The sequence below is a fragment of the Psychrobacter sp. M17(2026) genome, from assembly GCF_055699815.1.
In genome coordinates, this window is record NZ_CM146741.1 from 2990689 (window position 1) to 3005582 (window position 14894).

The window sequence follows — 14894 nt, forward strand, 5'->3', positions numbered from 1 at the left end:
GCGTAAAAGATATTTTCGAATATAGCATATTATCATCAGTTCAGAAATAAGTATAATAGTTACTATAAGCTTAAATATGCTACAGTCTATAACACTCGTTTATTACAGTTAAGGCTTGCATATACTAAAAGTCCAATTCACTAAAAAAAGAGAGACTGTTATGTCAGATAAATTTATCAAATCTAAAGCCGCCATCGCTTGGGGACCAAACCAACCATTATCGATCGAAGAAGTCGATGTGATGCTGCCGCGCAAAGGCGAAGTATTAGTAAAAATTCTTGCTAGTGGTGTCTGTCATACCGATGCTTATACGCTATCGGGTGAGGATCCAGAAGGTGTGTTCCCAGCGATCTTAGGTCATGAAGGTGGCGGTATCGTTGAGCAAATCGGTGAAGGTGTCACCAGCGTGCAAGTTGGCGATCATGTCATTCCTTTATATACCGCAGAATGTGGCGAATGTAAATTTTGCTTATCAGGTAAAACCAACCTATGCTCAGCAGTGCGCGAGACTCAAGGTAAAGGCTTAATGCCAGACGGCACAACGCGTTTTTATAAAGATGGTGAGCCAATTTACCATTATATGGGTTGCTCAACCTTTTCTGAATACACAGTATTGCCAGAGATTTCATTGGCCAAAGTCAATAAAGACGCACCATTAGAAAAAGTTTGCTTACTTGGTTGCGGCGTGACGACCGGTATGGGCGCGGTCATGAATACCGCCAAGGTTGAAGAAGGCGCTACTGTGGCTATCTTTGGTCTTGGTGGTATTGGACTCGCAGCCGTTATCGGTGCCAAAATGGCCAAAGCCAGCCGTATCATTGGCGTTGATATTAACGAAGATAAATTTGAATTGGCTAAAAAACTAGGCGCGACTGATTGCATCAACTCTAAAGACTACGATAAGCCTATCCAAGAGGTCATCGTTGAGATGACGGATGGCGGCGTTGATTACTCGTTTGAGTGTATCGGTAATGTCGATGTCATGCGTTCAGCGCTTGAGTGCTGCCACAAAGGCTGGGGCGAGTCGGTTATCATCGGTGTCGCTGGTGCAGGTAAAGAAATTTCAACCCGTCCATTCCAGCTAGTAACAGGTCGCGTCTGGCGTGGTTCAGCATTTGGTGGGGTTAAAGGCCGTTCAGAGCTGCCTGGTTACGTCGATCGTTATATGCAAGGTGATATCCCATTGAACGACTTTATCACTCATACCATGCCATTAGAAAATATTAATGAAGCGTTTGACTTGATGCATAAAGGTGAGAGTATTCGTACAGTGTTGCATTTTAAATCATAAAAGTCAGCTATCTAATTTAAGTCATAAGTATGCTGTCCCGAGATGGGGCAGCATTTTTGATTGAGTTATTATATTTTGAGTTGTCGTAGTTACTCGTGTATGACAGGTGTGCCTTCTGTACTAAACGCAAAGGCTTTATTGCTAAAATTGCCAATCATAACAGCCTCTATCACTGGCGTCACTGTCTCATCTATGCCTTCAACTTCAACGATAAAATTAGCCCCTGCACCGCCTCTATTCTCTTCCTTTTCAACAATATAATTGAGCGTGCCCATCGCTGGTAGCTCAATAGGCTTGTCTAAATAGGCTTTTACAAAATTACCGTGCGTATCATAATAATCAATTTTATTAATATAAAGTGACTTATTTAGGGTAGTATTACGCACGCTCAACGTCGCTGATAGCAAGACTTTGCGATTATCTCTATCAGTATAGATATCGGAGTAGATCGGTACATAAAAGGTTTGCTTATACTGAAACTGACTACGATCGACCGCTTGTGTAATCTCAAGCTCTTTGATTGGGTCTTGCTGATCCTCAGACAGTACAACATTAGGGTCTAAATCGGGCGAATTGCAACCTGACAGCAGTAGTACTACGCTGATGCTAAGTATGGAGAGTCGACATTTAGTCATGACCTTTTTCCTTTATACATCCAAATAACGGTTATTACAGATAGTTACTAGTGTTGGTCGTTATCAGTGTAAACAGCTGAGAGTCAATATACCAGCCTACTAATGTACTCTGACTCCAACACTACGCAAGAACTGATTGATATGCTTATTGGCGCCATAGACCACTAGCACATCGTTTTTTTGTAGTATTTGCTCAGGAGTGACCAAGCCTTGGATGCTTGGTTTGCTTTGCATAAGTCCAAAGCTGTCCTCGTATTCTTCATAGCATAAAGTACTTAGTAGCTTGATGTTAAACTTTTGCTCAAGTTTTAGCTCATTGACCGCTTTACCCACCAAAGCTTGCGGTATCTTAATCTCAACCATACTAAAAGTGTCGCTTAGCTCAAACGAATCTACAAAATAGCGTAATGACAGGCGTTTTGCCCAGCGCATTGCCGATTCTTTCTCAGGATGAAAAATATCATCCACTCCGATAGCTTGCAATACGGTCTCATGTAAGGGGTTAATACTACGACTGATCAGACGTTTAGCTTTTAGGGTTTTAAATAAGGCGGTTGCCATGACGTTAGCGCCTTGATCCTCACCTATAGCGACGATGACGATATCAGTGTCAATAATCGGCAAGCCTTTGACAGCATACTCATCAGTGGCACTCATACAGATAGTATGCGAGATAACTTCTTTGTAAGCTTCGACCTTTTGCATATTGCTGTCGATACCGATCACCTCATGACCTTGACTGGTCAGCGCTATGCCCAATGATGAGCCAAAGCTTCCTAAGCCTAATATAATAAATTTCATAACTCTCCTACTAGATGACTGAGCTTAGTTAATCGTAATCTCTTCGGTGGGATAACGATAGTTGCGTTGACGAGTGTTTTTGAGCAAAGCGATAAAGATAGTGAGCATACTCACTCGCCCAACGAACATGATAACCACGACCACTATCTTATTAAAATCTGACAAAGTAGCTGTCAGATTGAGGCTCAAACCGACTGTGCTATAGGCTGAGAAACACTCAAAAACGACTTTAAATAAGTCAAGCTCAGGCTGGTTGTAGCTCATCATGGTCACACCAGAACCGATAACCAACAGCGATAGCCACATAATGGAAAAAGCGCGGCGAATAGAAATGTCTGCGATTTCGCGTTGGAACACCTCCACTCTAGACAGTCCCCGTGCTAAGCTCAAGGTATTTAATAATGCAATAGCAAGGGTGCTGGTTTTGATACCGCCACCCGTCGAATTTGGAGAGGCACCAACCCACATCAAAAATATAGTCAGCATAATCGTTGGAAAAGCTAAGCTGTCCATATCAACGTTATTGAAGCCTGCGGTCCTTGGCGTCGCTGCGGTAAAGAACCCTGCTATTAGCTTACCAAAAATACTATTATGCTCTGCCAGTACCCCGTTGTACTCAAATATCATCACCCCAACTAGCCCGATCAACAGTAAGATCCCAGTGGTGATCAATGTAATACGGCTATTGATATTAAGTAGCCACGGCTGATAGTTATACCGAGGCTCATTACTATAACTATTGTGGTATAGCAACCGCTCGGTACGATAGCGCAAGTAACGCAATAGATTAACTACGATAATAAAACCTAAGCCACCGAATATAAAAGTAGTCGCAATGGTTAATTGCAAAGGGTAATTAAAACGGAGTGCCTCATCATAGAGTCCCGCGCTAAACGTCGAAAAACCTGCATTACAAAATGCTGAAACCGCATGAAAGGTGGCAAAAAACAAGCGTTCGGATAAATCCATATTGGGTAGATCATAGATACTAATAAAGATCAGCGCAGCCGCTACTGCTTCAACGCCAAAAGTGACATAGAGAATAGATTTAAGAGTAGCGACGACATCGCCCATTCTTCGCGCATAGGTCATCTCACCGATGCTTAGCTGGGTCTCATAACTGACACCACCCTTAAAAAAATAGCTAAAGTAAGTGACAAAAGTCAAAATACCTAAGCCACCAATTTGGATAAGACCCATAATAATGACTTGTCCAAAGGTGGTAAAATCAGTTGCAGTATCGACTACTATCAGCCCCGTCACACAGACCGCACTCGTCGCTGTAAACAGCGCATCGACAAAAGATATCGATTGGGTCGTGGCTTTAGGCATCATCAATAACAGCGCGCCAAGCAGAATCACTGACATAAAGCTTAAGATAAAAAACTGGCCTGGATTTAAAAAGGTACGCTTTAAGTTGAAATCGGTATCGGATATCTCACGAATAAAAGTGACAAATACTGCAACTTTAATCGCGACAAAACCATCAACAGCCATTGAAAATCCTGACTGTAATAAATCAGTAAAATGTAGCGCCAGTAATATGATGATAGTTATGCTCGTAAAAAAGTCAAATATAGCGACTTTATTGAATAGTAGCTCATGCAGAACTAGCAGCGTTTTTGGGCGCATATAACGATCTAAGATCGCTAAAAACCCTATGACAATAATAGCCAAATAAAAAAAGTGAAATAGCTGCTGTAGCCAAGTTGTCAGCGTAAAGCCACTGTCGATTAGCGCGATGCCAACCCCAAAAAAGCTGATGACAATGGCTATTTTATTTAACAACCGATAAGGTATGGCTGCGCGCATAGCTTGAGTCCGATAGAGGCGGTAAAGTTGCGAATAATAGAGCGAAAATCAAAATAAATTTATAGCAAAATCTGTATTTAATCAGACCATAACCATCATTCGATTTTGACGCTTAAAAAACGCTTATTACGCCAGTGCAAACCTATTTTCCAAATCATTTATACGCCACTTTTAATAAAGATGCTAAAAAAATATTCTAATAATAGTAACCAATTATTCAAGCTAATAAATGACAAACCCTAATGACAATCACCTAATTTCTACTGTCCTTTTTCGCTAAACTAATATCTATTATTTATCGAAAATGACCACCTTGCTGATGAAAACTTACTTTATGGTAGAGTGGTTTATAATCACTCAAAGCTGACTCTCTACCAGCACACCTGCCTACTATCGGATATTTTTATGGTCACTGACATACTGCTAACGATTCACTTTATTTTGCTGATCGTTATCTCTCTTAGAGTTTTAGCTCGCCATGATTTATCCTCACCTGCGCGGCTGGCTTGGCTGGTCATTCTGTTTATCCTGCCCTATATTGGCGTAGTTGTATATTGGATGTTTGGTGAGATTCACTTAGGGCGTGGCTTTGAGCGCGAGCATCGACAGATTATCGATAGATTGCATAGCCATGATCCTGAAGTGCTCGGTCACAAGGCCTCATTAGCAGAGGCTATAAAACCCGCCTATCAGGCTGCGTTTGCTTATTCGGCTAATGTGACTGGCTTTCATACCACACTTGGCAATCGTGCTGAGCTAATGGCGGATGCAGCCGATACTCAGGCGCGTATGATTGCAGACTTTGATGCGGCAACCGATCATATTCATGTTTTGTATTATATTTGGCTGATCGATGGCATGGGTATAGATACAGCAGAGGCACTGATGCGCGCCGCTCGTCGCGGAGTGACTTGTCGGGCGATGGTCGACGGTATGGGTTCGCGTAAGATGATCGGCTCGAGGATTTGGCAAGATATGCAGGATGCTGGTGTACAAGTGAGCGTAGCGCTACCGATTAGCAACCTAATAAAGGTTATCTTATTCAGCCGTTTAGATCTACGCAATCACCGCAAAATCACTGTGATAGATGGTAAAATTGGCTATTGTGGCAGTCGTAACTGCGCCGATCCTGAATTTCGCGTTAAGCCAAAATACGCACCATGGGTAGATATCATGTTACGAGTTGAAGGACCAGTGGTTGCCCAAAATCAGATGTTGTTCGCTAGTGATTGGCTCACTCAAAACCCTGAAACTCCCGTTGAGAGCTTTAAGTATTATACTGATATCGATAGTGAACAGCAGGCTGATGGTTTTGCAGCTCAGGTATTTGCCGACGGGCCAACTCAGCGTCATGGCACCACCCCGCAGTTCTTGGGCGCACTGATTAGCCAAGCCCAGCACACGCTTATTATCTCCACCCCTTACTTTGTTCCTGATTATTCGCTAGTTAGCATTTTGTGCGCGACAGCCTATCGCGGTGTCGATGTGACGATGATTTTCCCCCAAAAAAACGACTCTTTTGTGGTTGCAGCGACTTCTCATAGCTACTACTGGCAATTGCTTGAGGCGGGCGTAAAAATCTATGAGTATAAGCCTGGGCTACTGCACGCTAAGACTTTGACTATTGATGGCGAAATCAGCTTGATCGGCTCAACCAATCTTGATCTGCGCAGCTTTGATTTGAACTATGAGAATAACGTGGTTATCAGCGATAAAACGCTGACTGCCGATATCGTTGAGCGGCAGTTTCAATACATCGCTGACTCAGATGAGGTGCTTCGCGAGCATGTTGAGGCGTGGTCAGTCCCTTATAAAATATGGAATAATATCGTTGCGACTATGGGGCCTGTTCTTTAGAGTGTCTGGTTTGAGCCTCGCCCTTTGACGTCTTCTGCAATATATAAACAACAAACTTAGCTTCTGTTATAAAAGGCTTAGTATCAACCAAATCTAGTAAGGCTCGACGCTTATCAATTTGCGCCCGATACGCATACGGCGTCATGGTCAATAAGTCCGCCAGCGCTTCTGCTGACAAGCTCAACTCAGTGCTTACTTGATGGGTCTCAAGCAAAGTAAAATACGGCGCAAGCTCAGTCAAAAACTTGTCTGAATCATGCTCACGAACCTCATCAAATAGTGCTGCGCGCATACTTGCTAGATGACCACTATCAGGTTTGGCAATGATTAGATAGCCATTATCTTGCAAAACCTGAGCGAATGCTGCTGGCAGTATCGGACTGAAAATACTACTAATACCCGTTATGCTCTGCGCTTGTAGCGGTAGATGAGCGGCGCTGGTAACGATTGGGTAAACAACAGTCTTTTTCGGCGACGGCTGCTGACTATCTTTTTGGCTTTGTTGGCGCGTCTGCTCATGATTAACTCCTTGATTGGTGTTTGCAACGTCTTGTTGATACCACAAAGTATGCGCCGCTTTACTACCTTTTGCCATTTCTATCAATGCAGGCTTACTGATATCAGCAGCTATTAGCTCATCGATATCGACTTGCTCTGCTAGCGCTTGAGTATAGTAGCCCTCACCGCAGCCAATATCGAGCCAGCGTCTGTTAGCATAAGCGACCTGTTCATTATACGCCCGCTCTTTGACTGACATCTCTTTAGCTAACCATAAGGTTATTTGCTCACAGATTAAGTCTCGTAGCGGCTGATAGTAGCCTGCCTGCAAAAAACGTTGCCGCGCCTTAATTGATAAAGCACTGTCACCGGGCGCTTTGGACTTCTTTTGCTGTACCGGTAACAGATTGACGTACCCTTGCCGCGCCACATCAAAGCTGTGCGTCGTTTGTTTAGGATTGAGACTGCCATCACAACACCAATTATAAATAGCAGGTTGCAGTGGTGACTGGCAAAGCGGGCAAATAAATAAGGACACGACATTCTCAAAGGCAGCAAAAAAGTAGAAAAATTAAAACAGCATCTTAGCAAAACTCAGCTTATTTAACCTACTAAAAATGCTCTAACAAGCGCCTTTTTAGTAGGTAAATTGATAGCTAATAAGTTAATTGATAAAGCTAAGTTTTATCTTAGTTTCAAGGTCATAAGACCAAAGATCACTAATAAGATAGCGATAATCCAGAATCGAACCACCACTTGGGTCTCTTTCCAACCGATCTCTTCAAAGTGATGATGTAGTGGCGCCATACGAAAGATACGCTTCTTACGCAATTTGTAAGAGCCTACTTGTAATATAACGGATAAGGCTTCAGCGACAAATAAGCCACCCATAATCGCAAAGGCGATCTCTTGGCGGGTCATGACTGCAATCGTTCCCAGCATTGCACCTAATGCTAGCGCGCCAACATCACCCATAAATACTTGGGCAGGATGCGCGTTAAACCACAAAAATCCTAGACCTGCGCCAACCATAGCGCCACAAACGATAATAACCTCAGAGTTATAGGCGATATAAGGCACATGCAAATACTCGGAGAAACGTACATCACCCGAAACATAAGCCATCGCACCAAGACCTGCCGCCACTAACACCACAGGCAAGATAGCCAAACCATCCAAGCCATCGGTTAAGTTGACCGCATTGGAGGCACCATTAATCACGAAATAGGTAAAAATAATAAAGCCAATACCCAGTGGTAGCGCTGAGAAAGGAATGACCCAATCTTTAAAGACAGGCAATAATAAATCCTGCATCGCTCTGGTAGTCGTGATATCTGGCTGGAGGGTGGCAATATAATAAAGCGATGCGCCAACGAATAGCGCACCCATCGATAACCAAAAGTACTTTTTGCGCGCGATCAAACCTTTGGGATCTTTATATTTGATCTTGAGCCAATCATCAGTCCAACCGACTGCCCCAAAGATAATCATCACCACCAGCAGAATCCACACATAAGGATTGTTTAGTCGCGCCCACAAGAGTGTCGATATCGCAATAGTGGCTAAGATCATCACCCCGCCCATCGTCGGTGTCCCAGTCTTCGCTAGATGCGACTGTGGCCCGTCATTACGTATAGCCTGCCCGTACTTAAGCGTGCGCAAATGACGAATGACCCGACCACCAAAGGTCATGCTCAAAGCTAGCGCTGTCACGACCGCCAATAAAGCTCGCAGGGTTAAAGAGGATACCGCAGAAAACGGCGTATAATACTGGCTAAGCCATTCAAACAACCAAACTAACACCGCCTACTCCTTTACTAGTGCATCAATAAGGGTTTCCATTTCCATAAATCGCGACCCCTTGAACAATACCGTACAAGGGTGCAATTGCTGCACTTGTAAATACTGCTGTAAATAAGATAAAAGACTGTCTTTATCATCGAAAGCTTGCGCGTTGATACTATCCGCTGTGCCAATCTCTTTGGCACCTGCTACCGTATAACCTGCGTATTCACCAACACAAAGCAATATATCTATGCCAGCGGTAGCAATCGTTCGACCTAAGCTTTGGTGCTCACTGACCGCCGCCGCGCCAAGCTCGCCGATATCTCCTAATACTAAAATTTTCGTACCTGTTTGCGCGGCTAATACTTTGGTCGCGGCCCGTACCGAATGCGGGTTAGAGTTATAAGTATCATCGATTAAGCGATGCAAGCCTAGCATCTGACTATCTAAACGGCCTTTTGCTGGACGGGCATTCTCTAACCCGACAACGATGTCATCTATACTGATGTTAAGGGCATGGGCACAGGCGGCAGCTGCCAAAGCATTATTGACATTATGCTCGCCCGCCAATGGCAGACAGATATCTTTTACTTGCGTGCCAATATGTAATTTGAACTCGCTACTCGCAGGCTCAACATCGAGGTGGCTGGCGCTAACATCGGTATTACCGAAGCCAATGACGTTTGCAGTGTTATCCTCAGCAATGCGGCGCAACTGGTTAGTAAAATCGTCATTATCGGGCACGATAGCGTACTGCTCAGCCTTTAGAGTATGGTAAATCTCAGCCTTAGTTTGGCAAATACCCTCACGACTACCGAATTCTCCCAAATGTGCTGTGCCAATATTGAGAATACAAGCCACATCAGGGCGGACAATTTCGGTAGTATAAGCAATCTCACCGATATGATTGGCGCCAAGCTCTATAATGGCATAGCGATGATGATCGGAGAGCTCAAGCAGCATCATGGGCACGCCTAAGTCATTATTTAGGTTACCACGGGTGATAAGGGTTGGTGCTAAGCGACCAAAAATACTGCCTAGCATCTCCTTACAAGTGGTCTTACCACTGGAGCCTGTAATAGCGATAATAGTTACGTCTTTATGCTGCTGACGGCGATGTGCAGCCAAATGTCCCAGAGCCAAGCGCGTATCACTGACCACTAACTGTGGAATACTCGTTGAAATCGGGCGCGAGACAATAGTGGCAAGTGCGCCTTTAGAAGCGGCTAGATCGATATAATCATGACCATCAAAGTTATCGCCTTGTAAGGCCAAAAAGATATCGCCGCTCTTTATAGTCCGTGTATCGGTAGCAATACGATTGGCTGTGACAATATGGGCAGCCGTCTTATCATCACTAGCTTGGTTATCAGCGGTTTTTTGAGTTTCAGGAAGCTGCCAACGCCCATCGAGTGTCGTCGTGGCTGCTAGCAGATTGTCAGCTTGCCAAACATAAAGCCCTTGCGACTGTATCGTATTTTCAGTATCGGCGGTCATCATTGTTACCTCTAAGTAGCGGCTTATTTTTATTTATTAATGTAAAAGTAGGTGTGAACTTAAATACAGTTATTAATTTAAACGCAGGGGTTAATCAACAGTTCAGCAGATAATTATAACCGCCCTGCTTGCTGCAGCGCTTGCTGCAATACGATACTGTCATCAAAGTCATGACGCACGCCATGGATCTCTTGATAAGTCTCATGGCCTTTGCCTGCGATAACTACGATATCATCTACGCCTGCATGATTAACCGCATATTCAATCGCTTGTCTGCGAGCAGGCTCGATATAGGTACGCTGATATTGCTCAGTGCTCATACCGACTTGCATGTCTTGTAATATCTGCTTCGGATCTTCAGTACGCGGATTGTCGGCGGTCAAGATGACGCGGTCAGCACCTGCTAGACCTGCCTGCGCCATCAATGGACGCTTGCCGCTATCACGATCACCGCCGCAGCCGAACACTGCCCATAACTGACCTTTACAATGCGTTTTTAGACTAGCGAGCACTTGGCTGAGGGCATCAGGCGTGTGCGCGTAATCGACTATAAAACAGCCGTCGTTAGATGCCACGCGCTGCATCCGTCCGACAGCACCTTGCAGCTGTGGTACTAGCTTGGCTACCTGCTCAATATCTATACCAAGTGCGACTACAGCACCGATAGCGGCTAGTAGATTAGCCACATTAAAACGCCCTAATAAGGGGCTAACTACGGTTATATCCGTCGTTTGAGTATCAGCGATTTGGGTGCGTAAAGTGATCTTTACCCCCTCCAAACTCGGTTCAATATCAGTGGCGACAAAGGTAGCTTGCGCTGAGGGCTGTAAGCTATACGTCCAGACTGTTAGATTGCTGGCATATGCCGTATCTAGCATCACTTGCGCATAGTTTTCACCATGAGCATCATCGATATTAATAATAGCGTGGGTCAGATCTGGAAAATAGCGACGATCAAACAGCTTCGCCTTTGCCGCGACATACTCATCCATATCAGTATGATAATCAAGATGATCACGACTAAGGTTGGTATAAATGGCAACTTTTATAGGCACGCCTTGCAGACGCTGCTGATCAAGGCCGTGCGAGCTGGCCTCAAGCGCTAATAGATCGGCGCTTTCTACACCCATCTGATGTAAGAACTGCTGCACTGCCAAGGCATCGCCTGTGGTATGGCTAGCTTGTACCAAAGCGCCCAGTCTGCCATTGCCTGCTGTGCCCATAACGGCACTGCTGAGTGACGCCAGCCGTGCTAATTGCGCAACCAATTGACTAATAGTGGTCTTACCATTAGTACCTGTCACGGCTACTACGCTCGGTAGGGCGACAGACTGATGATACTGCAGCTTTGCTTGCGCTAAATCTCCCAATACATCACGAATATTAGGCACGTATAGCACAGGACAAGGTAGGTTGTCTAAATCCTGCGTGTTGTTAGCGGATTCATCATCAGTAGCTAGCAAAGTACTGGGCTCAATCTCAGATAAAATAAAGGCGGCTTGCGCGGCGGCTTGTTTAAGATACTCTGAACTGGCTTGAGGATTTTGCGTTTGGCTAGTGAGCAAGACAAAAACGTCGCCTTTATTGACTTGCCGACTATCTAAACAAAGCTGATGAAAAGGGATTTCATTAATTGAATCTAGACCATCTGCTGCTCGAGCTATGCCTCTTAATGACTGATTTATCGTACTATCGCTACTACTGTCTATTAGCTGTTGCAAAGTTGCAGTATCAAAAGTCACAGTATTATCAGAAGCTTGAGTCATGGGCAAATCCTAGACAAATAATAAAAATAGCCGTTAGCATAACTCGTTAAAAGGGTCGATGCAAAAAATAGGGTGAAATTAATTTATAAATTATTTAACGCTTATAATTAATTATAAGCATTAAAGTTAATCCTAAATAAAAACAAGACGCGTAAAGGGGTTAGCGTATTCAAGCCTGTCGCTAATAACTGCCAACGATAACTGCCAATAATAGATAGCCTAATACACTAGCTACTGCGTCTCTAAAGGCTTATCTAAAGGTACGTTGTAGAGACGTAGCGCTTCTTTCATCACGTTATGAAAAACTGGCGCTGCAGTTAGACCTGCATAATGCAGACCACGCGGATCCTCTAGCAGTATCACCCCTACTAGCTTGGGGTTGGATGCAGGTGCCATACCAGCGAACACATTACGGTACTGGTCAGTATAATAGCCACCGTCTGGATTGATACGTCGTGAAGTACCTGTCTTACCCGCAACGCGATAGCCATCAATAGCCGCCGCTTTTGCTGTACCGCCAGGCTCAGTGACTGCCTCTAGCATTTTTACAATATCCATCGCCTGCTCATGCTCCATGATGCGCTTACTTGGCAGTGGCTTAGCATTTTTGTCCAAGGTCAATGGATGCATCACTCCGCCTGAGGCCAATGCCGCATAAGCTTGTGCAACTTGCGCCAGTGTGACTTGTAGACCATAACCATAGCTGACGGTTGCCCGACGCGAATACTCTTTTTCTTTTGGCGTTGTTACTCGTCCTGTGCCCTCACCTGGGAACTGCAATGGCGTCTTGCTACCAAAGCCAAAGTTATGCTGCATATTAGTGATAGCATCAGGCGGTAGTGATAATGCAATTTTGGTTGAAGCGACGTTACTAGATTTTTGCAAAAGCGTCGCAAAGTTAATGGTGCCCAAATTGTTATGGTCACGAATCGTATAGCCTTGCACACGAATAGAGCCTGGATTGGTATCAATAAGCGAATTAGAGGTATATTTGCCTGAATCCAATGCTGCGGCAACCGTAAAGGGCTTCATCACAGAGCCAGGCTCAAACACATCAAGCAGCGCGCGATTGCGCTGGTTTTCACCCGTCATTTCATTGAGATTATTAGAATTGAACGAAGGCCATGTCGATAGCGCTAATACTTCACCTGTCTGTACATCAACGATCATACCTGTTGACCACCGCGCTTGCTGCAAGCGACCCGCCTTCTCTAACTCTTTATACAGCAGATATTGCAAGCGCGAATCAATGGTCAATGCCATATCTTGCCCTGCGATTTCTGGCTTAAGTTGCTTAAGCTCTCGTAAGCTATTTTGCTTGGCGTCTTTTAAGATCAGTACTTTGCCATCCTCTCCTGATAGCATCGACTCAAACTGACGCTCAATACCTGCTCGCCCCTCATAGCCGCCATCGGGATCATTGGCGTTTTGACCCATAAAGCCTAACAGCTGTGAGTTAGGCTGCGGCTGTGGATAATAGCGCTGAAAAAAGTTCTTTTCATAGACGCCTGGGAAGTCAAGAGAGCTGACGCTTTGGGCAATCTCAGGGGTGACTTTATTAAGTAGCGGCAGATAGTGCGAGCCTGCGCCTGAGGGTAGCGCTGCTTTTACGGCATCGGCATCCGTGACATCGACACTAGTATCAATAGCGGCAGCCTGTTGTAACTTTTCTAAAGGGATATTAGCCGCTACCGCCAGCGGAGTCAGGTCCATATTATCTAAGCGCTTTTGCATCCGTGCTTGCATCTGTGGATGATCAGGGTTTTCGATGACAATACGCTTGAGCTCATAGTACTCTTGCGCGTAGTCATGCGGACTAAAAGAGACCGTGGCCAATGGCGCACTGACTGCGAGCGGTAGCTGGTTGCGATCAGTTATCATACCGCGGTAGGACTTTTGCGTACGCACGCTGGTGATTAGCTCATTACCTTTATCTTGATAAAACTGTGCATTGGCGACTTGAATATAATAAGCGCGACCTATCAAGCCAACTAAGACGATAAGTGCAATACCCCAAATAGTACGAAAGCGGTTTTTATCACTCTCAAAGCCGCCACGCGATGACGCACCAGAAGCTTTATTAAAGGGGCGCTTGCTGCGGTTTTTGACGCTAGTATAAGCGCCTTTCGAAGTATTGTTTTTTAATCGCTGGGTCAGTCTACTGGTACGACTTTTACTGGTATCTTTAGCCTTGTTAGCCGCCTCTTTGCTACCTTTTGTGCTATTACGACGTAGAGGTTTGATGACTTTTCCTGCTGGGCCTGCTGCCGATTTATCAGTGGCTGATTTTTTATTACCGGTTTTAGCAGTGCCTTTAGCGGTTGGTTTTTTATCGCTCATTGACCTGCCCCCAACGCGTTAGGTGTCGCTTCTAACGATTCGTCCAATTCATTATTGTCAGCTACAACAGGTTTAGGCGTAGCGCTAGCCGCTACTGGCGCACCCAGTTGAATAATAAGCTTGTCTTTTAGGGTTGGCGAATACATGTTCAACTCAGAGACAGCACGACTGGCAATCTGCGGGGTAGCACTGAAGGTTTGCTGCTCGATCAATAAGCGCTGATGCTCTACTTGTAATTTGCGATGCTGCTTTTTCATATCTTGCAAAGTTTTATAATCCTGATGATACTGCTGTACGCCGTCAGCCGTTTTGATACCGCTCCAGATGATACCCGCTGCTAGCAACAGTAGTACTAAAACGTAAATACTGACCACATTAAAACGCTGTACGAAGATCTCACTGACGTCAGTGGTAGCCTGTGATGTCGCTTTGTGTCGGGTAGTCGGTTTGCCTGATAGTGCCATGACGATCTCGGAAAGGTGAGCTTACATATAAAATAATTATCTCAAAATGCTATAAATCTCAATGTGTCATAAAGAGTTTTTATAGTTCATTGCAATAATAAAAATGTCAGTTATATTTGATAAGAAACTAGCAGTACCTTTGCTTAGC

At 44.6% G+C, this 14894-nt stretch carries 11 protein-coding genes; 2 read left to right on the forward strand and 9 right to left on the reverse strand.

The genetic code is table 11. The features are described 5' to 3' along the window. Nucleotides 1–160 precede the first annotated feature (160 nt). Nucleotides 161–1291: an S-(hydroxymethyl)glutathione dehydrogenase/class III alcohol dehydrogenase gene (locus ACR63T_RS12760; protein WP_201570495.1), complete on the forward strand. Its 1131-nt coding sequence runs from the start codon at nt 161–163 to the stop codon at nt 1289–1291. A gap of 89 nt (nt 1292–1380) precedes the next feature. Here the strand turns inward: ACR63T_RS12760 and ACR63T_RS12765 are convergent, their stop codons facing one another. The 3 genes from ACR63T_RS12765 to ACR63T_RS12775 all read right to left on the reverse strand — a co-directional run bounded on the left by ACR63T_RS12765 (nt 1381) and on the right by ACR63T_RS12775 (nt 4539). Then, a complete protein-coding gene (locus ACR63T_RS12765) occupies nt 1381–1926 on the reverse strand; it encodes a DUF3124 domain-containing protein (protein WP_305899090.1) in 546 nt (181 codons plus the stop codon). 99 nt (nt 1927–2025) lie between these two features. Then, on the reverse strand, nt 2026–2727 hold the full coding sequence (locus ACR63T_RS12770; RefSeq protein WP_305899091.1) for a potassium channel family protein: 702 nt from the start codon (nt 2725–2727) through the stop codon (nt 2026–2028). 24 nt (nt 2728–2751) lie between these two features. Continuing rightward, entirely contained in the window at nt 2752–4539 is a 1788-nt protein-coding gene (locus ACR63T_RS12775) for a TrkH family potassium uptake protein (RefSeq protein WP_472784220.1), read from the reverse strand. Nucleotides 4540–4944: 405 nt separating this feature from the next. On the opposite strand from ACR63T_RS12775, the gene cls reads away from it, so the two are divergent. Beyond that, entirely contained in the window at nt 4945–6396 is a 1452-nt protein-coding gene (gene cls, locus ACR63T_RS12780; protein ID WP_472784221.1) for a cardiolipin synthase, read from the forward strand. Here the strand turns inward: cls and ACR63T_RS12785 are convergent. From ACR63T_RS12785 to ftsL, 6 genes are all read right to left on the reverse strand, one after another. Beyond that, nucleotides 6377–7432, reverse strand: a complete 1056-nt coding sequence (locus ACR63T_RS12785; protein WP_472784222.1) for a putative RNA methyltransferase — start codon at nt 7430–7432, stop codon at nt 6377–6379. The two genes, cls and ACR63T_RS12785, sit on opposite strands and share 20 nt — an antisense overlap. Before the next feature lie 146 nt (nt 7433–7578). Further along, nucleotides 7579–8697 (reverse strand): phospho-N-acetylmuramoyl-pentapeptide-transferase, encoded by a 1119-nt coding sequence (gene mraY / locus ACR63T_RS12790; protein ID WP_305899095.1) that lies wholly within the window; start codon nt 8695–8697, stop codon nt 7579–7581. 3 nt (nt 8698–8700) lie between these two features. Next, nucleotides 8701–10176 carry a UDP-N-acetylmuramoyl-tripeptide--D-alanyl-D-alanine ligase gene (locus ACR63T_RS12795; RefSeq protein WP_472785286.1) on the reverse strand — a complete coding sequence of 492 codons (1476 nt, stop codon included), beginning with the start codon at nt 10174–10176 and terminating at the stop codon, nt 8701–8703. 113 nt (nt 10177–10289) lie between these two features. Continuing rightward, complete coding sequence (locus tag ACR63T_RS12800) at nt 10290–11942, reverse strand: UDP-N-acetylmuramoyl-L-alanyl-D-glutamate--2,6-diaminopimelate ligase (protein WP_472784223.1); 1653 nt, start codon at nt 11940–11942, stop codon at nt 10290–10292. Nucleotides 11943–12173: 231 nt separating this feature from the next. Beyond that, on the reverse strand, nt 12174–14282 hold the full coding sequence (locus ACR63T_RS12805; protein WP_305899097.1) for a peptidoglycan D,D-transpeptidase FtsI family protein: 2109 nt from the start codon (nt 14280–14282) through the stop codon (nt 12174–12176). Then, complete coding sequence (gene ftsL / locus ACR63T_RS12810) at nt 14279–14746, reverse strand: cell division protein FtsL (RefSeq protein WP_305899098.1); 468 nt, start codon at nt 14744–14746, stop codon at nt 14279–14281. Before ftsL ends, ACR63T_RS12805 begins: the two co-directional genes overlap by 4 nt. Nucleotides 14747–14894: the final 148 nt, after the last annotated feature.

Excerpts from the sequence above, each read along its gene's own strand:
- ACR63T_RS12760 (WP_201570495.1), top strand. The coding sequence starts at position 161 with ATGTCAGATAAATTTATCAAATCTAAAGCCGCCATCGCTTGGGGACCA.
- ACR63T_RS12765 (WP_305899090.1), bottom strand. The coding sequence starts at position 1,926 with ATGACTAAATGTCGACTCTCCATACTTAGCATCAGCGTAGTACTACTG.
- ACR63T_RS12770 (WP_305899091.1), bottom strand. The coding sequence starts at position 2,727 with ATGAAATTTATTATATTAGGCTTAGGAAGCTTTGGCTCATCATTGGGC.
- ACR63T_RS12775 (WP_472784220.1), bottom strand. The coding sequence starts at position 4,539 with ATGCGCGCAGCCATACCTTATCGGTTGTTAAATAAAATAGCCATTGTC.
- cls (WP_472784221.1), top strand. The coding sequence starts at position 4,945 with ATGGTCACTGACATACTGCTAACGATTCACTTTATTTTGCTGATCGTT.
- ACR63T_RS12795 (WP_472785286.1), bottom strand. The coding sequence starts at position 10,176 with ATGACCGCCGATACTGAAAATACGATACAGTCGCAAGGGCTTTATGTT.
- ACR63T_RS12800 (WP_472784223.1), bottom strand. The coding sequence starts at position 11,942 with ATGACTCAAGCTTCTGATAATACTGTGACTTTTGATACTGCAACTTTG.
- ACR63T_RS12805 (WP_305899097.1), bottom strand. The coding sequence starts at position 14,282 with ATGAGCGATAAAAAACCAACCGCTAAAGGCACTGCTAAAACCGGTAAT.
- ftsL (WP_305899098.1), bottom strand. The coding sequence starts at position 14,746 with ATGGCACTATCAGGCAAACCGACTACCCGACACAAAGCGACATCACAG.